This window comes from Azospira restricta, assembly GCF_016858125.1.
GTDB classification, from domain to species: domain Bacteria; phylum Pseudomonadota; class Gammaproteobacteria; order Burkholderiales; family Rhodocyclaceae; genus Proximibacter; species Proximibacter restrictus.
Genome location: NZ_CP064781.1, coordinates 869,216 through 891,161 on the forward strand (window position 1 = coordinate 869,216; position 21,946 = coordinate 891,161).

The window sequence follows — 21,946 nt, forward strand, 5'->3', positions numbered from 1 at the left end:
CGCCGATGCGGTGGCTGTTCGCGTCAAGGGATGCGATGCGAACGGGTTTCGATCAACGCGGACGAGCCGCGCCGCAGCCTTGAAGATCGATGGCTACCTGGGCATGTCACCGGCAACGCCGGCGGGCATGTCTGGGGAGTGGGCGGGTTCGGCTGCGGTCGTGCTGCCGGCGGCGAGCAGGTCGATGGCCGACAGCAGGGCATCGCCTTCGACGGGACCGTGCAGCAGGAGAGTCTTGCCGGACTCGCGGTCGCGCAGTTGCAAGGCCGGCGTGGCCGCGATGTCCTGCTGTGCCGCTTCCATCGCTTGGGCACGGATGACGGCATCGGGGCGCTCGCTGTCGAGGCAACCCTGCATGGCTGGCGTGAGGTCGGGATAGCGCAGGCCCTCCGGCAGGCCCTGGCCGTCGCCACGGGTGTTCGAGTAGAGCCACGCCACGGCCTGCCAGAACGTGGCATGTCCGCCCGTCTCGCCCGCGCACTCGGCCAGGCGTGCTCCGGTAGTCGCGGCCGGCTCGTGCATGGACAGCGGCAGGTGGTGCCACTGCCAGTTCACCTCGGGATGGGCGTCGATCCAGCGCTTGAGCGTCGGGAAGTAGGCCCGGCAGTACGGGCACTCCAGGTCGGCGTACCCGACCACCGTGAAGCGCGCATCGGCACGGCCATACAGCCAGGGCGGGCCAGCCGGTTTCGACGCTTCGGACCCGACGGCGGCCAGAGAAATGGGCTCGATTGCCGGATGCGGCACGCGCAGCAGCATCCACGAGGCCACCGCAATCGTCACCACGATCAGCAGACCGATCCAAGGATGATGGCGGGCGAAGGAAGGCAGGCGCATCGTGTCGCTCCCGTCAGGCCAACGTGCCCAGCGCCAGGGGTTCGATGCCCCGCGCACGGTCAATCTTCTCGGCCACGCGGAAGGCGGCATCCAATTCGCTGATGCCGTGCTGTTGCATCAACTGGAAGCGTTCGGCTTTCTCCTCGGGCTCGGTCATCGCCATCGCCAGGTAGAGGCTGGGCGGCACGGCGCGGAACAGCACCTCCATCGACTTGGACAGGATGACGCCCTCGCTGAACTTGCCGGCTTCCTTGCGGGCCGAGAGCATCAGCGCCTTCTGCGACGCGTTGAGTTCGCGGAAGCGCGCGATCTTCTCCACTTCATCGGGCGGCATCGACAGGCAGATCCACCACTCGATCATGTTGAGCATGGGCTCGGCCGCCTTCGGCAGGTCGTCCAGGTTCTGCGTGGCGAGCCAGAACCACGCGCCGAGCTTGCGCCACATCTTGGTGATCTTGACCACGTAGGGCGCGAGCAGCGGGTTCTTCGTGATGATGTGGCCTTCGTCCGTCACGTTGATGATCGGGCGGCCCAGGAACTGGTCGCGCTCGGCGATGTTGTTGACGGTGTTGATGAGCGAGATGTAGGCAATCGAGAGTTGGGCGTTGTAGCCCTCGCGCGCGAAGGTGGCCAGGTCCACGATGGTGATGTCCGCCTCGGGCCACGGCGTGCCGGACCGGTCGAACATCTCGCCGTCCACGCCCTGGCAGAACATGTCCATGGCGTCGGCCATCTCCAGCAGCCGTGCGCGCCGTATCTCCGGCAGCGTGGCGTCGCGGGCGCGCTCGCGTAGCGCGTCGCGCATGTCGCGCGTGAGCACCGTGCGTCTGTCCGCCACGCAATGCTGGGCCGCATCGAGGATGCACTGGCGAATCAGGCTGCGGTCGGCGCGCGTCATGCGCGCTTCTTCCTTGTCCTCGCCGCCGGTGATCATCAGTCGTGCAGTGATCTCCAGCTCGCCGAGCACGTCGCGCTGCTCATCGCCTTCCATGGCCATGCCGGCATCGGTCTGGTCCTCGTCGAGCGCATCGACGTCCAGCGTCTGCACCTGGCTCGGCGTATCGACCAGGCGCCGGGCGTCGGCGAACGGAGCCAGACTGACACCCGCGCCCGGCGCGAGCTTCACCCGATGCACGGTGAGGCCCAGCCGTGCCGCGAAGTCGCCGAACAGGCCGAAGCTGTTGCCCGCCTCGACGATGAACAGGCGCGGGCGGTAGATCGCCGTCACCTGGTTCAGGATGTTGTTGAGCGTCGCGCTCTTGCCCGAACCCGTGGGGCCGAACAGGAACAGATGCGCGTTCATCTGCCGGTCGAGGCGGTTCAACGGATCGAAGGTGATCGGACCTCCGCCGCGGTTGAAGAAAGTGATGCCCGGATGCCCCGTGCCCTGGCTGCGGCCCCAGACCGGTGCCAGGTTCGCCGCGTGTTGCGCGAACATGAGCTGGGTGTACCACTGGCGCTTGTCGGCAGCCGGGTCGAACACGCACGGCAGCCAGCGCAGATAGCTGTTCAGCGGCGCCACCTCGTCCTCTTCGCGTACCGGTTGCAGGCCGGCGCTGAGCATCACGTTGACGAGCTGCAGGCCGCGCGCATCGAGCTGGTCCAGGTCGCGGCCGCGCAGGTAGAACGCCAGCGCGCCGCGGTAGAGCTTGTGCGCGCTGCCGATCAGGCCGCGCGCCTGCTGCACGTCCTGCCGGGTCTGCTCCGAGGCCAGGGTCTCGCCGACGGACTTCCTGGCGAGGTGGTTGAGGTGCGCCTCCAGCACGTCCTGGGGCGTGGCGACCAGCGTCAGGCACATCACCGTGTCCTCGGGCATCTGGTCGAACAGCGCGTTCATGGCGTCGCCGCCTTTGCGCGTCTCGCCCGTCAGATGGCCGGTCACGGGTGGCGTGCGCAGGCGATCCATCACGATCACCCGATGCGGCATGCCGTCGAAGAACCACAGGCCGCCCGCCACGTCCGAACGGGGCTGGCCGAAGAACAGGCGCTGCGCGAAGTCGGTGCCGCTGGCGAGTTCGATCTCGCCCTCCTCCCGCTCTTCCGGGTAGCGGGTCAGCGCGTAGAAGCGTTCCCGGTCTTCGGCAGCGGCGCCGAGCAAGGTCGGATTCGGGTTGAACCAGCGCAGCAGCCAGGCGTGGATGTCCGCCGCGCCGAGACGCCGAGCCTTCACGCCGGCATTCGCCAGCCCGCCGACGAGGCGGTCGCAGATCGTGGTCAGCGCCTGCTCGGGCGACTGGCCGCGCCGTGGGGTTGGGGCCGCGGACGTGCGGCGGTAGACCACCATGCGCACCCGCCGCACCTGGCCGCGCCACGGCAGGCGCGTCACCGTGGTGTCCTCGAACAGGCCACCCGGCTTGGCGATGGCCCGCAGGTGATGGGCGAAGAAGCGCAGGTAGAAGTCGCTGAACGCGCTGCCCTGCGCACGCGGCTGCAGGTAGTTCGCCAGGGAGCGCCGATAGTTGTCCCAGTCGGCCTCGTCCTGGGCGTAGAGCTGCACCACCCAGGGGTTGTCGTCCAACTCGTCGAAGGCGTCCTGCAGGGCGTTCTCCAGCGCATCGCGCGCCTGCCATAGCCAGGCCATCTCGCGGCCCTCGGTGCCGACCGGCGCCAGCTCGAAGAAGGCCGCCACCGACTGGCCGTCTTCCAGCAACATGCACTTGCTGCCGGGCAGGTACTCGACCCAGGGCAGCAAGTCCGCGAACGACGGCGCGACGCCATAGAGCGCATCGTGGTCGGCCTGGGTGGCCGGCCTGCGCCGGCCCCGGCCGAGCGCGCTACCCGGCTCGGCGACACCCTGTGCCGCCAGGGCCGTTACGTGCCGTGCCCAGGCATCATCGGCCGCATCTGCGGCGTCAGCAGGCGATGCGTCGGGCTTGCGTGACCACGGCAGCGACCAGGCCATCAGTAGTCCTCCACGCGCTCGCCCGGCATCGCGTACTGCACGCGCTGGTAGAGCGGGAACACCGTGCTGTAGCCAGGCACCGGCACCGGGTCGGTGCCCGCCAGGTGCGGGAACACGTACATCACCAGGTCGGGGTTCGGCAGACGGTGGAACTGGCGGTGAATCTCGTTCTGCGCGGTGCGGGTGTAGCGCGCCTGCACGCCGGGCGCCGCCTGCACATCGGCATCGGCCAGTGGCCGGCGCAGGCCCTGGCGCGCATCGAGCAGTTGCCGCGCGGCCTGGCCGCTGCCCGCGCTGCCGCCGGTCTCCTGGTGCCAGATGTCGAGCATGGTGCTGTCGCCGTGCGGCAGCAGCTTCTCCTTGCTCGTAGCGCAGCCGCCGAGCAGGGTGGCCGCCAGCAGCACGGCGGCCGCGTCAATCCAGATCCGATGCATGGGCTTCTCCGGTACGGTGGTGGACCCGACGCCCCTTGGCGTCGTAGTCGATGTCGAGAGGCTGCTCCAGATGCACGGCCACCTTGGCGCCGGGCTGCACGTAGACCGCCGCGAAGGCCTGGCCGTAGAGCTTGTTGACCCAATCGGCCATGTCGCGCACGCCGCCCGCGAGGATGCGGCCCATCGCTTCGTTGCTGCTGATACCAACGGTGCCCAGCGAGCCGTTGCTGTTGGCGACCACGGCCACGCTGCCGTTGTCGGACTTGATGAGCGAGGCCGCGCCGGCGCCGGCCGCGGTGATGAGCGCCTGGCTGCCCAGGTACTGCTGGGCGTTGCTGCGCCGCTCGCCGCTGACGCAGGGAATGCCGTAGGGGTCGCTGATCCAGCCCAGGCCACCCTGGATGCTGGCGCCGTTGTGACCCGCGTTGCCGCCGCTGCTACCGCCCTTGCTACTGTCCTGCGGCAGCGTGCGGATGGTGCCGTCCTGGAATACGAACGTGACCGAGCGGATTTGCCCGCGCACGCACGAGAGCGTCCAGTCGCCCGAGGCCGTGCCGCTGACCACGGCGCCGGCCACGTCGGGGATGTCGATGCCGTTGGCGGTGAGGTTGTCCGGGCCGATCAGCACCTTGAACGGATAGGGATCGTTGACGGTTCCGTCGATCGGCACGCGCCCGATCAGCGCCGTCATGGCAATCGACCCCATGAGCGTCGAGTTCGACGGCACCGTGTAGACCGCCTTCGTGGATGCGCCCACCGCGCGGCTGCCGACGTCGGCGACGGATTCCACTGCGGCCGACAGGCTTTTCTGGGCCGGCCCGAAGCTCAGGGGAAAGCTCGGCTCCTTGTTGCCGTTCTTGGCGTCGACCTTGGCATCGTCGGGCTCGACCCACTGCGTGCCACTGGTGCCGCGGTTGAAGCGCTGGCCGTCACCCTCTTCCAGCCCCAGCCCGACGGGCAGGTCGGACGGGCCGCCCTTGCCGGAAAGGCCGTCCAGTTGCCGCTGCAGATCCTGCAGCAGCCCCTGGGTCTGCTGCCTGTCGCTGGCCACCTGATTGCGCTCCTGCTCCAGGCGGTTGCGCTCGCCTTCCAGCGCGCTCTGGATGCGCTGGTCGATCGCGCTTTCCCGCGCCCGCAGGCGCTCGTTCTCGGCCTTGTGCTGCTTGTTGTCGCCGAGCGCGCTCTGCAGCTCGGTGCGCAACTGCTTCACCTGGGCCACCAGCGTGGCGACGGTATCGCGCGGCGTGTCGCCTGCGATGCCTAGGGCTTTCATCTCCTCGGGCGTGAGCGTACTGGCCGCGCCCTTGGGGGCGGGCTGGCCGCCGGGGGCGCCGGAGAACAGTTTGATGCCGACGAACACCAGCAGCAGCGCCATCGGGATCAGCAACCACTTGAGCAGCGGATTACTCTTCATCGCGCGCTCCTCCGGTCGAGCCGGCCGCGGCGGCCGGCGGCAGGTTCACGGTGGCGTCGATCGGGCTCAGCGCCGGCAGCAGCGACTCGGCCAGGCCGTGGCCGCGCGTGACCAGGTAGAGCACCGTGGTGTCGGACGAGGTACCGGCCGGCCCCAGGTTCGGATGCTGGAAGGTCGCCGCCACGAAGTTCCCCTGCAGGGTGCGCGGGTCGAGGTCGAGCCAGCGCGCGGCGGTGTTGGTGAGTCGCACGACCGTCACCCACTGGTCTTCCAGGCGCCACGCGGCCAGTGCCCGCGCGCGCACCGGCAGCGTCGGCAGCAAGGTGTCCAGCGCGAGGTCGCGGCGCAGGTTCACGCGCCCGATGCCGGCGACCGGCTCGACGGTGCGCAGCGGCGCGTACAGGTTCTGCGCGGCGTAGCGCGTCAGCACGACCGGTACCGGCGTTTCGCGCCGGGGAACGGATTTGTCTGCGGGCGCATCGGCCTGCTCGTCCGCGCCGCTTGTCGCACCGCCGCCGTAGCGCTTGGCGGGGGCTTCCGCTTCCACGATGCGCACCGGCTCGAGCGGCGCTTGGCCGTCCTTTGCCGGCTCGGCGGCGATGTCGATCAGGATCATCGCGCCGGATTCCACGTCCTGCAGTTGCAGCCGCGTCGGCGGAATGGGCTCGCTCGCCCGCAGGTAGATCGCGCCCCCCGCACTCTGCACGCGCAGGTGGGCACCGACGCTGGCCGGTACGCCGACACGCACATTGCGGTCGATGAAGACCACGCGCTCCTGGCCGACCACCAGCGGCACCGGCAGGGGCAGGCGCTCCCAGCGCAGGATTTCCACGGCTTGGCTGGCCGGCACGACACCGAGGGTCAGCAGGACGCCGGCCAGGGCCGACAAGGCAACGGGCTTCATGGAGAGTCTCCCTGCAGGTGGCCGGAGGCGTTGGCGGGCGCGCCGGCCTGGCTCGGCGTCGGCGGCGTTTCGATGCGCTGGGGTGCGCTGGCGTAGCAGTCCAGCGCCAGGCCAAAGGGGTTGTGCTCGGGGTCGATGTCCAGCCGGACGACCTTGATGGGGTAGCGCACCAGGGCGCGCTTGACCTGCTCGGAGCCGTAGTATTCGTCCGCGCTCACGTCGAGCGTGACGATCCAATCGCGGTCGGAAACCACCTTGACGCGCGTGGCCGGATCGTCGCCGTAGCCGCGGCCGGGAATCTCGTAGATCCCGCGCACGCGCTGACGCAGCTCGCCACTGGCGCGCCGGTACTCGTAGTCCTGTTGCAGAAAGGCCCGGCAGCTCGGCGTCAGGTAGGCCGACAGCGCGCGCAGGTTGCGCGGGTAGTCTTCCTCGCCGTTCGTGGGCCAGCGCTGTACCTGCTGCCAGATGTAGAACGAGAAGGCATACACGCTCTCGGGCGGCACGTCCCACCACTTGCGCGTGCTGCCCGAGCGCAAGTCCGGCGGCACATGGATGGTGAGACTCTTCGGCGCACTCCACCAACCGAAGCCGAGCAGCAGCGCGACCACGAACAACGCGCCGGTCCCCAGGCGCAGCGTCTTCACGTGCGCCTGCAGGTGCGCAATCTCGTTCTTGAAACGGCTCATGGCGCCCCTCGATCGGTGTTGCGCCGGGTCGTCCAGTAGCCCGAGCGGGTGATGAGGCGCTGGCCGCCCAGGAGCGCTGCCAGCGCCGGATGCCGCAGGGCCAACCGCCACTGGAGCTGCCGGTACAGCCAGGTGTCGGGCCGACCGCGCTTCTGCGCGCGCAGGAAGCCGCCGCCGACGAAGACGCCCAACGCGATGCCGGCGACGATCAGCGTGGGCACCATGGCGATGCTGTGCGTGAGCCAGGCCAGCGGCAGGCCGAGCGTGAAACCGGCGGCGGCCGACAGGCCGGCACAGATCCACAACTCGTCGGCGGTCAGCCCGCGCACGACCACCGGCTGGCGGTTCAACCGGTGCGGCAGGAAGGTCACCAGCGTGTCGCGCGAAGTCTCCGAAGGGACAGCCATCGTTTGCCGCCCTCACAGCACGCCGGTGGCCTTGGTGAGCAGCCAGATGCCGACCACCAGCAGGATCGCGCCCACGGCGACCGTCAGGCCGAACTGGCCCCAGGTGGCGCGGCCGGTGTGGATCTCCGAGTAGCGTGTGTAGGCGTGATAGCAGACACCGACGAACATCGAGGCGACCACCAGCAGCGCGATCAGCAGCACGATGTCGTAGCCGTAGTTCTGCAAGGTCTGCAGGATGCCGCTGCCCTGGCCGCGCGATGGGTCTTCCATGGTCGGCAGGCCCTGCGCGAAGGCCGACAGCGGCAGGCCCGCGAGCGCCAGCGGCAGCAGCGGAGCGGCGATGCGGGACGGAATGCGATGGGATGTCGTTGGCGTGTTCATGGCGTATGGCCCTTCGTGACGGTCAGGAGAGGAGGAAGAAGGTCAGCACCAGGTACATCGCCACGAAGCGCACGACGACGCCGAGGAACTGACGTTCGGTGATGCGGTGCTCGGCCCAGCCGACGTAGGCGGTGCGCATGGCCCACACGCCCCACAGCAGCAATACGGCGAACACGAAGCCCAGCACCACGGCAGCGACGGCCGAAGGCGCAAAGCCGCCGTTGGCCTGGAAGGCGGCGATCTGGTCGGCAGAGGGCGTCATGGCGACGGCTCCTCGTCGTCGGCGCGGTCGCGGCGGACGTAATCGCCGGCCAGCGGGACGGGATCGCGCGGCTGGGCGCGCTGGGGCACGAGATAGTCCTGCAGGCCGGCGCGAACGCGGTTCAGGTCGGCACGCAGTCGGGCGTAGTCGAAATGGTAGCGGGCGCGTTCCTGCGGAGCGGTATGGGCGGCGTGCTCGGCGAGGCGGTCGATCAGGTCGAGTTGGCGGGCGAGTGCGGCGACCTGTTCACGCTCTGACGCGTCGTCCCCAGCATGGGCGGGATGCAGAGCTGATAGCGATACCGCTAATGACAATGACAACACTGCCATCAAGCGAGGCCTTAGGGAAGTGCCTTGGCAGGTCTGTCCCATCTAACCATTCCTTCGTGACGTGAATGGCTAAATGCTGTGGCACGTTATTGCTTGGTGCCGTAAAGAATATGGACCACGGCACCACCGTGTTGTCACTGACTGGCACACGGGAGTCAGTAGGCGTTCGGGCGGCGTAATGGAGTCAGTCAATCTCGGAGAGATGCCTCGACTTTGGAATCCGCCTCTACCCGGCCGGCTTCTTGTTCGACAGGAGGAGGGCGGCGCCCGCGGGAGCACCAAGATACTCGAGTACCGCCATGCCCCGATACGGCTGGGTCAGGGCGACTCCAAGCGCGATGTCGCGCACTCAAAGCTGATGTCGCGGGTCACCCTAGGCGGTCGTACGCTCCTTGAGCATTCTCCTGATGAGCGTCTCGACGAATTCGATGTCGACAAATGGAACTTGGGCGTAGATCAACCCCCTTTCACCTTCGAGTTTCGCTAGCATGTGACCTTTGCCCAGCAGACGTTCTGCGCCCTTTTCGCCAAGAGCGATTTCGGATGTTCCTTCCGAGTCGACCCGAAGAATCAGGCGATTGCCCAAATTTGAGCGTAGCTGCATCGGCATAACGTTGGCATCCGGCCGCTGGGCGGCGAAAATGAGATAGATGCCCGCAGCTCGAGCCTTCACACCGAGTCGCTGAACGATCGCCGACACGGCGTCCTTGTAGTCTTCGGTCAGCATCCATTCGGCGAATTCGTCGTGAATGAGCCAGATGACAGGCAGGCGTTCGTTTGCAGCGACCTTGGCATTGTAGGCGGCCAGATTGGATACGCGCGTTTCCTTGAAGCGAGCGTAGCGGAGGTCCATTTCGGCCACGAGTTCTTCGAGCCGCTGAGTTGCCGAGAGCTGATCATCGATGACGCCGCCGTCGATATGGGGCAGCCTGTCGAAAGCGAAATAATCTACGCCTTGTTTGGGGTCGATCAGGACGATCTTCGCTTGTTCCGGTGTGTTGGTCGCGGCGATTCCCATGATGATGTTCTGCATCAGCACGGATTTTCCGCTGCCGGTGCTGCCTGCGATCAGCGTGTGTGGCGCGTGGTCTTTCCCAGGTGAGAGGAATAGAGGAGCGCCCGAATTTTCTTGCACCGCAATCATGAGCTCCTGATTGCCCCAACCGTTCGAGGCCGGTGACCAGTCGGCCCAGAGGGAGCGGATGTCGATGGTCTGGCGTTTGGGGCGCTCCACTGCGATCATGACAGCACCGGGTTCTGGGCGGACCGAGATAACGTTCAGCCCATAGGTCGTCAAGAGCTCGGACCGTTTCTTCAAGACCTGCTCGACGGTCAGGTTGGCGTTGCCGGCGAACTTCAGTAGCGCAGAATTGGGCGTAAGAGCCGAATCGATCAATTTTGCCTGAAGCTGTAGCTGCTGCAGGGCGCTGCGCGTCGAAAAGGCTGTTTGCTTGAGCCATTCCTCTTCTTCGGGCGCGATGGGCGCTAAGTGAAGTGCCGACGCGATCAAATCGCCGATCTCCGAATAGGCCCAATGAGCTTGCGCCTGTGCCGGCGAAGAATCGACTGGTAACGACGCGCTGTCACTGGGAACCGGCGTGGGGAGCAGATATTCGATGCTTGGTTCCGTTGGCACCTCCGCAGGCGTGTCCGGCGTCGGTTCAGGAACTGGGACCGCGGGCCGGGACGCCGGTCGGCGGACAGGCGCTCGATAAGCGCTGCGGAGAAATGCGACGCCAGAGCCCGGAGCACGCCAGGTTGGCTCAAAGTCCATATGGTAGAAGCCCATGCCGCGCCGGACGTCGGCGGTGTTCTGGTCGTGCCAGTAGGCCATCAATAGCTGCTTGAGCGCCTTGCGGCCGATGATTTCCTGATACGCATAACGAGCGTCGGGAACTTCGGTCGCGATCGTCGGATCGTCGATGTCGGACGAGGTTGGGACGAAGACGTGCGAGAGGCCTTTGAGGTGGACCTCGCAGCGGCCTTCGCGCATGGCGCGGCGCCATTCGCCGAGATCGATGCCGCGGGCGGCCGGGATGCGGATACCGTCAAGCATGAGGTCAGCCAGCCGAGCCAGCCAGGACTGGCGGTCGAGCCGCTCCGGATCGCCGAATATGGCGTCTTCCAGGCGCTCGAGCGTATCGCGCAGCTGTTTTTGCGACTCTTTGCGCTTGGCGGCCAGGCTCTCGATTTCGACGTATTTCGCTTCGCTGACAGCGAGCGTGATCCGCAGTGTGCTGTCTTCGGCTACTTGGGGGCAGATCGCAAGCAGATCGGCGATCTGTTGTTCGCGCTGGCCAAGCCAGGACGCGTAGTCATCAAGAAAGTACCAGCCGACCAGTTGATCGGTACCGAAGTCGTCTCGCAACATGCGGCGGCTCAGCACGATGCCCATCAGTTCGCTGGCGCTCTGGCCGCATGTGGCCGCGCGCAGCACGATGTCACCCGATACATCATTGGCGTCGTCGATCAGGCGATCGGCAAGTGCCCGCACCTCGGCATCGGTCAGCGGCAGCTGCAGCGCCTTGAGGCGGCTCATAATCATCGAGCGCAGCAGCGTCATTGGCGCGCGCGAGGAGATGATCAGGTTGCGGCCCTGGGTCGATAGCTGTTTGTAGCGTATGACCCGGACCTGGTGGTTCATCAACTGACGCCGGTCGAGAAGCTCGTCGAAATTGACGACCCAGTTGCCAAGGTCGTGGGTCTCTTCGAAGATGCGTTTGGTCCGGCCGTCGGCGAAATCGAGCTGGCGGACGGGCAAAAGGCGTTTGGCCGTCGATTCATCGCGGTCGCCTTTGAAAACGCTCGCGACGGCAGAGACATAGGCCCAGCCTTCGGCGCTTTGTACCGGGCAGCACAGGAAGACCGCTGATTTAAGGTCGTCTCGGGCAGCCGGCCGGCGGCGCGACCAGCGTGATGGCAACAGCGTACGAATGTCGGCTGGTTCGCTTTGTTCGAGATACCATTCAAGTTGCGCGTGACGCGATATGACATCTTGCGAGAAGACGATGTCGTATGGATGGCCGTCTTTGGGGTTGGGCGGTGGCGCCTGGTCAGCAATCACCGAAATCCGCAGACGGGCCATGAAGTCTTGAGAGGCTTCACTCGCGCTATAGGCGTCTGCCGTAGCTTCGGAACTCAAGATCGAGCAATAGATGTTACGAAGCTTCTGGCTTTCGATGTGGCGCAGCAGAACTTGGCATCGAACGTCGTCCTCGTCGTCCTGCATGCCGCCGATCTTTGTCACGACCGCCTGAGGCAGCCGCGCGGAATCGCAGTTGAACAGTACGACCGACATGTTGCACCGTTCGTGCGGTTGTAGGGCGAGATAGCGCTTGACGAGGTCATGGACGCAGGAGCCGCCCTCAGCTGGGCTTTCATTGGTGTCGTTCTCGCCTTTGGGGTCGGCGACGGGAGGTTCATGCAGGCTGTAGTCGGCGACCACATCGCTTACCGTAAGGAATTGTGGGCCGTCATTCGTCCAGATCAGTACAATCTCGGGGTAGAGCGCGTGCTCGAGATCATGAGCGATATCCCGGAAGAACAGCTTGGGATCGCCCTCTGCCTCGATGCTGCCGAGAACCTGACTCACGAGATCGACGGCAAGCTTAGACTTTCGCCATATGGCGGCGAGACGCATCGGATGCCAGGGCGCGACGACGGCCGCCGGCCTGCCGCCGTCGATCGGCGCGACACCAATCATGAGAAGTGGCTTGAGCAGCTTGTCGCGATTGCGATCGCCCTTGGCGAGTGTGAGGACGCTTTCGAGCAGCGTGGAGTACGCTGTGGTCTGATTGAGGACGGAGTCGGCGCCGCCTCCTTTCGTCGAGAAGTCGCCGATTGCGAGCTTGTAGGCACATTCAAAGGTTGTAAAGGCCTCACCCAACGTCTTGGCATCCTGGGCGGAGAGATAGGCTTGATCAACGCACTCTTTGAGATTTTTGCGCCAAAGCGCGTCGAGATTCCGGTCAGCTTTGGCCGCTGGTACGAATGAGCCGCGATCACGGTCGAATGCCGGCATGAACGTTTTTACGTTGGCCAAATCGATCGATTTGTCAGCGGTGAATTCGCGCTGTGTGCGGCAGGCCGTGAAAGGATTTTGGGTCAAACGCCCCCAATCGTCGACAAGTTGGCTCGCGACGCATGAGGGGTTATAGCGCCAGATCAGCTGCGTCGAGTGCTTTTGAATGCTGTCCCCGTCGGCCGTTGTCTCTAATTCGACGACGAATTTGAGTTGTAGCGCCGGTTTGGCGGTCGACGTGTTGAGCTTGTTCTTGGCCTTGTCGCCCTTTTTCCAGTCGGAGACAAGCTTGTCGAATTCGAAAAGATCGCCGACATCCCAATCGATCATCCCGCCGAACAGGCGACGCAGGCCGGCGTAGCGGTGCGCGAAATAGAGACCGGCTTCATAGTTGAGAGATCGCAGGTCTCTCTTAGTCGCGGATTCGCATTTGATTTTCAGCTTGCGCTGATCGCCCGGCGGCATGCGGTTGTAAAGTGGCTCCATAACCGCGCAAATGCCGGCAATGAAGTCGGTGGTTTCAATTGGGCGGCCATATACGAAGCGATCCCAAGCAGACTTCAGCTTCTTGTCGTCTTTGATTTCGCTGCGGTGGGCTTCATAAAAATCTGTGTCTTCATCGATCTTTTCCGACCGCTTGGACAAGAGCTTGAGATATTCCCGCTCTTCATCGTCAAGCTTGTCTTCTTCTAGCTCACTGAAATACTCAAGTGTGTTCTTGCCAAGATTGAATTTCTCGCGTTGCAAGCCATCGAAGATCGGCTTTATTTGCTCCCAATCTTGTTCCGCTAAAGCTTCGGCCTGGGCGTTCCAGCCGCTGGGCGCCCCAATAAAGGCTTCGATCGCGGGATGACAGGCATTCGGGATCTGGTGCGCAACCTTGTCGAACGCATTGCGCAGGTCTTCTTCGCTGAGCAGGAGCTGGCTTGAGGTCTGCTTGAGGAGCAGCCCGGATCGTCTCTTGTGAGCGTTACTGAATTGCTGTTTCCATGCCGATGCGTGGCCGCGCTGGCGCTCCTTGAGGCTTCCGAAGCACGCGGGGTCGTTGGGAAGACGTAGTGCCGGCATTGCGGCACCCAGCGCATCGATGATTGGGCGACCTGCTTCGTCGTTTTCCCGGCGGGTGCGCAAGATGTAGGCCGCAAAGCGGTCGATCGAGACGATTCGAAGATCACGGAGCCCGGTCAGGGCTTTTTCCCACCATTTTTGCTGTTCCTGGGCAATAGGCAGGCCTTTTGAGGCCTCGCGAACCCAAAGGTCGATACGCTCCAGCAGCTCAGGAGGGCCAAGTTTCGCAATCTCACGAATCGAGGCGTCTTCACCATGTTCGTGTTCGGCAAGTAGATAGGCGGCCTTCGGACAATCAGCGTTTCGATAGAAGGTGGCGCTTTCGGTCGTCAGAGTCTCTTCGGGCAGCCCTTGGCCGCTCACAAGCGAGATCGGCAGCTTGATGTCGATGCGGTCATTGAGAAACGGATCCGCGAGCACGGCGCGTGCGACGGCTGCGACCTGTTCGGCGCCGAGATTGAGTACATACCGCGCAGTCGACTGTACTGCGCCCGTTTCGGCCTGGAGTTCTTCGCGGAGATAGGCGGCGGCGACTGCGCCGACGAGCGAGGCGACGTTCATGCTGCGGATCTCCGCAAGGGATTTTCAACATAGGCGCAGGCGTCGGAGAGCCGCCGTAGCATGCCGATGGTCTTGAGGCGATTTTCGAGCCGCGAGGCATTGGCTTGAAACGCGCGCTTGTCGAAGTCTTCCGTGGTGATGGCGAGTTGACCCTCCTGCTCCCCAAAGACGAAGCCGTAACGGTCGTAGAGCCGGCCAAGGAATTGACCGTAGTCCATGCGCACCGGAACGTTGGCGAGGATTAGGGCCTTGAGGAGTTCGTCGGTTGGTGCGTAGCGCAGCCGATTGGTGCCGCGACGCGAGACCAGCCCTGCGCCTCGTCCGAGGCTGTTGTGGATGTTGGCCGTATGCTGACGATGGCGCCGCTGCGCTGTGTGACGCAGATTTTCGAGGAGAGCGTCAGGGTCGACTGGGCCGGTGTAGTCCTCATCGGGCCAACGTACTTTTTCTCGCATGATTTCACGGCATGTAGCAAATCCCGACTGCTCTGCCGCTGCTGCGATCCATTCCGGCGAATTGCCGATGTTTCGCACATAGGTATCGACAGCCGAAAGCGACAGTTGGTTGTTCGCGATGTAATTGCCTGCCGAAAGCTCGCGAACCAACGTCTTCTTGGGCGCGACAACCTCGCAAATGTAGTGCGGCTTGGGCTTGTCACAGACGTGGGCGGCGACCTGTAGCTGATAAAGGGTGAGATGAAGTGCTCCAAGGGTCGTCAGGTACGGATAGGCGTCGAACCTTGGGAGCTGGAGATCGAGAACGGCGAGCCAATCTTGGGCCAGCACCTCAAAGGCGGGATGCTTGGCGTAAGGCAGGTAGCTGCCGCTTCGCGTATGCCGCTCCTCGGCAATTTCCGGCTGGAGGAGTTCGGTCAGGCGATCGCAGGGATCGCGCCGCTCGAACAGATGTGAAAAATGTCGCGCGAGCTCGGGTGCGGCGCTTGATCGTGCGAGCATCTGATAAAGCAGATCGCCGTTGCGCGTGAAATTGATGTATTCGCGGTTGCCCTCAGTGTTGAGGTCTTCATAAATCGCATGGCGCCCGAACGGAAATACGAAGCGCGAACTCCATCTCTTATTCATGCTGCTCTCAATCGTTGCAGAGCGCAGCATTTCAATGACTTTGACGAGCTGTTCGAAGTTCTGAAATCTGTTCTTGAGGTACGAAAAGTCGCGGTGGGCGACCATCTTGGCGTTGCTCTGCATCCACTCGAGCCATTTAGCCCATCCGGTCTCGTTATCGGGATAGCGATCGGCGAGCTCCAGCAGCTTGTCGTTGTTGAACAAGAGATTACGCAGATATGGCCGTTGGGCCGGCCGGAAGCTGAATGGAAATTCCGTCGCGTCAGCTGCAAATAGCTGTCCGGCTGCATGAGAAGCTTCTGCGACCGAGAGAAATTCGAGGAATAGGAGCCATGGGTCCTGCTCCCACAGTCGATGGCCCCAGATTTGTTCATCGAGCCAAAGGTCATTGTCATCGTGATAGCTCGCCGACGGCGGAGGAAGCTGGACGATTTCAGTCATTTGAGAGCTCTACAACTTGGTCGATGGCATTTCCGGTGGGATCCAGGGCAAGGAGCCGGAACGTCAGGCCATCATCGTCGTCCGGCGTATGACGGTCGATCGCCGCCGCCGAGAGAAGAGCGCTCTTGAATGCCAGTAGATCCTCATAGCATTCGCGGGAGAAATTGCCAGGTAGCGCGCCTTCGCTCACACGCATGAGGAATTCGTAGCGCGTGAGATTGAGGGCCAGCGATCTCCCTTGTCCGTTGGGCAGCGTCACGATGAGATGCGGAAAATCGCGGTGCAGGGATATTTCAACTCGCTCCACACGCCCGTGTGAGTTGATGGCGATTTTGTCTTCGAGCAGTTGACTGATCTTGGCGCCGGAGTGCGACAGACTGGTCGCTAGCAGTAGCTCGCTCTTTGTCGTGGTGAGGAGTCCAGTGAAGATGCGGTTAAGCCCATTTACGAGTTTGCTGACTGTTTGACGCGACACACGTTTGCCGTCGTTCAATGGTTGCGCAACATCGTGCAGATATTCGCCAGCACTATGGAATACGGTCAAACACCAAAGTTTAAGTTCGTCGGCGTGGGGGTCTGGAATCTTGAAAAACAACCCGCGCCTTTGGTCTACGAGCATGTCTAGGAAGGGGTGCCGGTCACCGCTTTGTGCCTCTGGCATCTCGATATAGCTGCGTTGCTCCCCGCGATATCGTTCGGTTGCACCATAGAAGCCGTCGGCCTCGACCAGCTCATGGAAATATTGGCTGACGTTCTCGTCTTCCGAACCGAAAATCAGGATGTTGTCGATCCGGTTCGTGGTCTCAAAACCGATGCCAAACCGACTGAGATAGTCGAAGATTTCCTGCGCATCGCGTTTCGCGCTCTTCAGATTGGCACCGAAGAGATTGGCGAAGAGACTCGCCTTGTGGGTTTCTCCAGCGGCGATGATCTTGGCCACGTCAGATGCAGACATGAGACCGTCCTTAGCTGCGGGATGGCCCAGGATAGCGTTGGCAAGCAGTAGAAGGACGCGCCGGATCGGCGTATGGAGCTCGTTGAAGTCCAGAAGCTGGAATAGCGCCACGAGCCGGGAACGCACGAGCGGGTCGCGCAAGAGCTCAAAATTGTGCCGGATCGGACATCTGGGACCGAAGAATCCGTTCGGTTGTGCGACCGCATAGCAACTCTCCCAGCCCTCGTGGCCAAGGAGTGCGTCGAGACAAAGTGCCAGTACGGTCGCACTGGATACGGCGCTGAGATTGAAAAAATGCAGGCGGTCGGTCGGCTCTGGATCTTCGTCGTTCATGAGCCGGGCTTCGAACAACGCCAAGGCTCGCTGTGAGGCACCGTGGCCGCCTAACTTGCGCCAGTTTTCGATGAGCGGCCCGTCATTGGCGGCGACGAGGAATAGGTTGGACGAGGGTTCGAATAGCGCGGCGCTCAGTTCCTGCAGAAGCTGGGCTTTTGAACCGTCCGGATCGTTCTTGCAGAACGGTGTCAGGTCGCGAATGAGATGGAGTGTGTAGGTGTGGCCATTGATCGTTACAGGCTGCTTGAAATAGGACGTATTGCTGGCCCAGGCGTCTGGTGAGCCTCCCAACGCCTCCCATACTTGGTAGCAGAGGTAGCTTTTGCCGTCGCCGGCTGTGCCGGTGAGTATGACCACGCCGCCGTGGCCGTCTTTGCGGTCAGTGAATGAGGCGAGTACATCGCGGCTGAGCGGATGCTCGAAGGCGATGGGTGTGACGCTGAGCTTCTTCGACCAGCGTCGAATCTCCTCGTCGTACATGTTCGCGTTGCGCGCGAGAGGACCATATTGCCTGACAAAGCTGATCCATTTTTCGGCGTCAACCGTCATCATCCCTTCTCCAACAGCATTAAAGTAAGTATCAGAGCTGCTGCTCATAAGGCGTTAAGAGCAGCACGATCATGGCGTCCGTCAGATCCTTCGGTATGGTCTTGTCGAAGACGCAATGGATGGCAGCTGAAGGCTTCTTAAGGCTCGCCTTTCTCCATGACCGCCCAAGGCTCGCCTTAATCTGGTCCCCGCTCTCAAAGCTCACGCGCTGTACCGTCCCAGCCGTCAAGTGCTGCTTCAGCACATTGGCTTGGCTGGAAGCTTGAGCGTCTGCCAGGTGGGCGCGGTCCAGCTTGCCCGAGAGCCATTCGCCGAAGTCCGATGTCAGACTCAAGGTCGTCGTTGTCTTAGTCTTACTCCTCGATGCAGCGCCGCCGTCGACAGGATCTGGCTTGGGCATATGGCGCCCTTGCACGATGATGACTGAAGCCCAAGGCTCTTTAGTGGCATCAAATTCCTTCTGGAACCCATCTTTGCCTATCAGGACGAGCTTTGCGCGATACGCTGTTACCGACGGCGGCGCAACAGGCTGACCGATCCGCCCTACGCGCTGAGTTAAGTCTTCTTGACGTGCGAGCGCAGCAACTGGCTTCAATCGAGCCAGCCGTTTGATGGAACCCCTGCGCTGGGACAGGTCCGCCAATTCCGGTGTCGTGGGGTTCACCGGATCCCAACTCGCCAGGTAGTACTTTTGCCCCTCGCCGAAAGTCATACTGACCAAGTCGACTGATCCATACGCCGTGCGATAGAACGCGAGTGCCACGTCACTGATCTCTTGCGGAACACTGCGCAGGCACAAGACCACGGTCTTCTGACTGGAGTGTGGCCTTGCGAGGTCACAGCTCTGATCAACCACGAGAAGGAACTCCTTCGGTGTGCCGTCCCCGTTCAATCTCGCGAAGAGGTCACCAAGTTGGACCGGCGAACGCTTGGTTTCTGGGAGGTCGTCAGTGATATCGAGCCGCATCACCGAGCGCACGTACATCTCGGCCAGTCGACTGCCGGGCGGTACCGTCCCAGGAAACGCGCTGTGCCCAATCAAGTCTGGCAGTTGCACGCCCAAGGCGCGCACTCCCGCGTCCTCCAGCAGACCGCTCGCGAGCGACTCCGAGACTAACCATGACAGGTAATCAGGCAGCCTAGCCTCTTCGACAGCCAGTTCAGCTTCATGAAGCAGCGCGATTTCCGAAGGCTCGACCTTCGACAGACTCTGCCGCAACGTCATCGCTGCACGAATGGCACCTAGCCAGAACTCGTCGAGCATGTGCGCCCAAGATTGTTTGCCGTGGTAGCCCTCAAGCATGCGTCTGAGCTTCGGCATGAGCTGCTGGGCGATCTGGTTCTTCTCGACAAAGCAGAAGAAATCCGCCCGAAGCCCCGTTCGTTCCTTGAAAACTCCCTGCTGTTCTGCCGCCCCTAGTCTCGACGACATCAGTACAACCAGCGGGTACTGCTTGAGAGTACCTTCCTGTCTCGCATCAATGATCAGTTGAGCAAGCTGCGCGGCGCGTGCTAATGATCGCTCTGGGTCTCTCTCGTCTTTAAGGTAGAAGTCCAGAAAAATGACCTGGTATCCGGTGACATCGAGCGTCGCGGGGTCAAACTTCGAAACTCGGTTGACGCGCCATTTCTGCTGATTCAAGAAGCTCTCAAGCCCTTCGAGAGCGCCTCGCTTCTCTTCTACGTCCTCTGCATACTTTCGGAAGACGGTTTCCTCTAGCCAGGACCAAGCTTGCCTCTCTCGCAAAGCCCAAAGCCGGGCCACAGTGGCCGTGTCTTGAAGAAGCTCATCCAGGTGCAGCGGAACTGAGGGATCAAGCTCTGGGCGACGAAACTCCCTCTTCACCTGCGTCAACCGCTTCGGTACATCGAGTAGGGTGTCTCGAAATCGGGATACCGCTTCCCCATCAATATCGGCGGGGTCAGCCGATGCATAGGCATCGTCGATAACGACCACTTTCTTTAACGGCTTGACGAGTGCTTCTTCAAGAGCCTCCATCCCTTGCCCCTCTATAGCTGACAACGAATCCATGATGGATCCGGTCTTCATCAGCTTCCGCAAGTGCGATTTCCATCGCATTACCTTCCGCAAGCTTCTTCGCGATATACAAACCCATCCCGCGACCTTCGCCAGAAGGCTTGGTCGTAAAGAACGCATTGAATACTTCATCGCCGCGGTCTTCTGGAATTCCAGGACCGTTGTCCAAAACGGTGAATGTGTTGGCAACCCTGTCGATGCTGAAGTTGATGACGGGCTCGAACTTCGTCGTCGTCGCAAGCAACTTGAGCCAATAAACCGAGTTGGAGATGAAGTTTTCTACGATCTGCAGAAGCTGCCCGCGGACGGCATTGATCAGCACGGGCGCCTTGCCTAGACCGGTCAGGTCGGCTCGGATTCCATGGCGCCCAAATTGGGGTTCGTGCATTTCCACGACATCCCGCAGCATCTGAACTAGGTCAAACGATTCCTTCCTTTGACGCCCCGGCGTCGACAACGGGTCCAGGACCCGGATCCGCCTCTCGAGAGTGCTCAGTTGATCTCGCAGGTTCCGAAGCTGGCGGTTTTCGGTGGCATTGCTCGGCTTGTAGGTCTGCAGCAGCTTCAAGGCGTTTGCGGAAAGGCGCGCCAATTCATGGAAGATGAACTCCGTCATTAGGCCGACGCCCGCGAGATGGACGTATTTGTCAATGTCCTCCTCATAGGCGCGCACGGTCATCTTCGAACGCTCCCAGGCTTCCGACATGTCCGTCATGCGAGCAAGCAGGGTGTTGATCGCCGCGACGTCCTCCGGAGCCTTGACTTTGGTCCTCAGGTGCTGGACCTGCTTCAGCGCCTGTTTCTGGGCTTCCTCCAGGCGCTTCTCCAGCTTCGGAAACTCCTTAGCCGCCGACTCGTCCTGTGCCCCCTCAACAGCGTTGAGGTAGCTCTTAAACTCGACCACCAAGATGTGGCGCAATAGCGCGATCAGCGCTGCTTTCTCTTCCGTGTCGCGCAAGCCTTCCCGATTGGTCTGATCCTGCAGATGTGGATTGCCACGACTGGAGATGCGGACCGCACCGACCAGTTGTTTTCGATTCATCTTGTAGCCCTGCGTGGCCAACGCAATGCCGTCCAGATCAAGCCAGTCGTCACGCGGCTCTGCATAAGGATATACGCGGTAGTGATCGCGATAAAGCAGTAACCCTCCGCCCCAGCGCGTCAACCACTGCAGAGCCGCTTCGTAGCCATCAGGTTTATCGAGGCGAAGCTTCTGCCGGTTAAACCAATGCGCCTCCATCTCAAAAGGGCCGAGGCTCGCAAGACCCTGCATCAGGGTACCCGCTGGCCGGAATACCTCGCCCGTCCTTGGCCGCTTGCCCTTCAAAGTCAGCGCGCTGAGAAGATGCATCCCCTCCAGGCTGAAGGTCTTGCTCTGTCCGTAGGCCTTGTAAGTCACCTCACCCGATAGGACAGGTTGCCCGTCAGCATCGAGCGCGAAACTCGCTGAGCATCGTGCATGCGCGTATGCGAGCTGACGCGTCTGAAACGAAGGGATGTCGACTGACTGTCCATTAAAGTACAGTCGCACATTCGGGCGGCTGAACGAAGTCAGGAACGGATCCACCAACTTGGCGAAATCCGTCTTCGCAAGAGACTCCATTTTTTCGATCGACCACTCGCTCGTCAGGTTGGACATGCGGATGATCGTGCCGTGATCAGACGCTTTATTCTTCTTCGGGCCGACGTTAGGAGCTGCAGGGAAGTCGTCTAGGTTGAGGTGTGGATTGCGCTTGATCGTGGACCAGTCGATCTTGAGTTCATGCAGCGCCTTATCGCCCTTCTTGGACGTCAAGACGTGAAGCTGATCACCAAGGCGCACGGCAGAGAGGCGGCCGATGCCCTTTTCACCGAGCACCGTGTGGGCGCTGTCGCGCAGTCGATCGTCCAGGCGGTGGGTGGTGCCAATCGTGAGATAGACGCCACCAAGGTCCTCGAACGACATGCCGCCACCGTCGTCAGAAATCTCGACCCAATTGCAGTGTTTGTAGGCGGCATCTAGTGCCTGGATGTAATCACCGTTTGACGCCGACAGCGCCTTATCCAGGAATGCCTCACGGTTCGCCTGTGCTGCCGTGGGCTCCATGCCGGCTTCGAGCATTTGCCAAACCGTGTCCCGGGAGAGACTTTCCTTCTTCTGGGTCGATCGCTCAAGTATTTGGCGAATGCTGAGGTATTCACTGCGCGGCAATGTGACGCGAACGTGTACCTCAATGCGCGTTGCCCGCGCATCCAACGAGTTCTTCACCAACTCATAGATCGCGATCTGGTCGGAGCTGATCAACTCCGCACCGAGCTCAAGGAGGACGCGAGCTTTGACTGTTATACCCACAAGC

At 62.3% G+C, this 21,946-nt stretch carries 15 protein-coding genes; all 15 read right to left on the reverse strand.

Annotated features, from left to right (window positions below; genetic code table 11):
• Window positions 1-93: 93 nt before the first annotated feature.
• The 15 genes from IWH25_RS04195 to IWH25_RS04265 all read right to left on the reverse strand — a co-directional run bounded on the left by IWH25_RS04195 (window position 94) and on the right by IWH25_RS04265 (window position 21,894).
• The gene (locus IWH25_RS04195; RefSeq protein ID WP_203388106.1) at window positions 94-837 is read right to left on the reverse strand and encodes a DsbA family protein; all 744 of its coding nucleotides are present in this window, start codon (window positions 835-837) and stop codon (window positions 94-96) included.
• 13 nt (window positions 838-850) lie between these two features.
• Window positions 851-3,739, reverse strand: a complete 2,889-nt coding sequence (locus IWH25_RS04200; RefSeq protein WP_203388107.1) for a conjugative transfer ATPase — start codon at window positions 3,737-3,739, stop codon at window positions 851-853.
• A complete protein-coding gene (locus IWH25_RS04205) occupies window positions 3,739-4,173 on the reverse strand; it encodes a TIGR03751 family conjugal transfer lipoprotein (protein WP_203388108.1) in 435 nt (144 codons plus the stop codon). The genes IWH25_RS04200 and IWH25_RS04205 overlap by 1 nt, the downstream gene beginning before the upstream one ends.
• A complete protein-coding gene (locus tag IWH25_RS04210) occupies window positions 4,154-5,587 on the reverse strand; it encodes a TIGR03752 family integrating conjugative element protein (protein WP_203388109.1) in 1,434 nt (477 codons plus the stop codon). The genes IWH25_RS04205 and IWH25_RS04210 overlap by 20 nt, the downstream gene beginning before the upstream one ends.
• On the reverse strand, window positions 5,577-6,491 hold the full coding sequence (locus tag IWH25_RS04215) for a TIGR03749 family integrating conjugative element protein (protein ID WP_203388110.1): 915 nt from the start codon (window positions 6,489-6,491) through the stop codon (window positions 5,577-5,579). The genes IWH25_RS04210 and IWH25_RS04215 overlap by 11 nt, the downstream gene beginning before the upstream one ends.
• Window positions 6,488-7,180, reverse strand: a complete 693-nt coding sequence (locus tag IWH25_RS04220) for a PFL_4703 family integrating conjugative element protein (RefSeq protein WP_203388111.1) — start codon at window positions 7,178-7,180, stop codon at window positions 6,488-6,490. The genes IWH25_RS04215 and IWH25_RS04220 overlap by 4 nt, the downstream gene beginning before the upstream one ends.
• Entirely contained in the window at window positions 7,177-7,587 is a 411-nt protein-coding gene (locus IWH25_RS04225; RefSeq protein ID WP_203388112.1) for a TIGR03750 family conjugal transfer protein, read from the reverse strand. The genes IWH25_RS04220 and IWH25_RS04225 overlap by 4 nt, the downstream gene beginning before the upstream one ends.
• Window positions 7,588-7,599: 12 nt before the next feature.
• Entirely contained in the window at window positions 7,600-7,968 is a 369-nt protein-coding gene (locus IWH25_RS04230) for a TIGR03745 family integrating conjugative element membrane protein (RefSeq protein ID WP_003294215.1), read from the reverse strand.
• A 22-nt stretch (window positions 7,969-7,990) separates the two neighbouring features.
• Window positions 7,991-8,230 carry a TIGR03758 family integrating conjugative element protein gene (locus IWH25_RS04235; protein WP_203388113.1) on the reverse strand — a complete coding sequence of 80 codons (240 nt, stop codon included), beginning with the start codon at window positions 8,228-8,230 and terminating at the stop codon, window positions 7,991-7,993.
• Window positions 8,227-8,601: an integrative conjugative element protein, RAQPRD family gene (locus IWH25_RS04240; RefSeq protein ID WP_203388114.1), complete on the reverse strand. Its 375-nt coding sequence runs from the start codon at window positions 8,599-8,601 to the stop codon at window positions 8,227-8,229. The genes IWH25_RS04235 and IWH25_RS04240 overlap by 4 nt, the downstream gene beginning before the upstream one ends.
• A gap of 331 nt (window positions 8,602-8,932) precedes the next feature.
• Complete coding sequence (locus IWH25_RS04245; RefSeq protein WP_203388115.1) at window positions 8,933-14,209, reverse strand: FtsK/SpoIIIE domain-containing protein; 5,277 nt, start codon at window positions 14,207-14,209, stop codon at window positions 8,933-8,935.
• Window positions 14,206-15,732 (reverse strand): hypothetical protein, encoded by a 1,527-nt coding sequence (locus tag IWH25_RS04250; protein WP_203388116.1) that lies wholly within the window; start codon window positions 15,730-15,732, stop codon window positions 14,206-14,208. The genes IWH25_RS04245 and IWH25_RS04250 overlap by 4 nt, the downstream gene beginning before the upstream one ends.
• Window positions 15,725-17,575 (reverse strand): hypothetical protein, encoded by a 1,851-nt coding sequence (locus tag IWH25_RS04255; RefSeq protein ID WP_203388117.1) that lies wholly within the window; start codon window positions 17,573-17,575, stop codon window positions 15,725-15,727. The genes IWH25_RS04250 and IWH25_RS04255 overlap by 8 nt, the downstream gene beginning before the upstream one ends.
• Window positions 17,576-17,603: 28 nt before the next feature.
• Complete coding sequence (locus tag IWH25_RS04260; RefSeq protein ID WP_203388118.1) at window positions 17,604-19,622, reverse strand: hypothetical protein; 2,019 nt, start codon at window positions 19,620-19,622, stop codon at window positions 17,604-17,606.
• On the reverse strand, window positions 19,558-21,894 hold the full coding sequence (locus tag IWH25_RS04265; protein ID WP_203388119.1) for an ATP-binding protein: 2,337 nt from the start codon (window positions 21,892-21,894) through the stop codon (window positions 19,558-19,560). The genes IWH25_RS04260 and IWH25_RS04265 overlap by 65 nt, the downstream gene beginning before the upstream one ends.
• Between the last annotated feature and the right edge of the window lie 52 nt (window positions 21,895-21,946).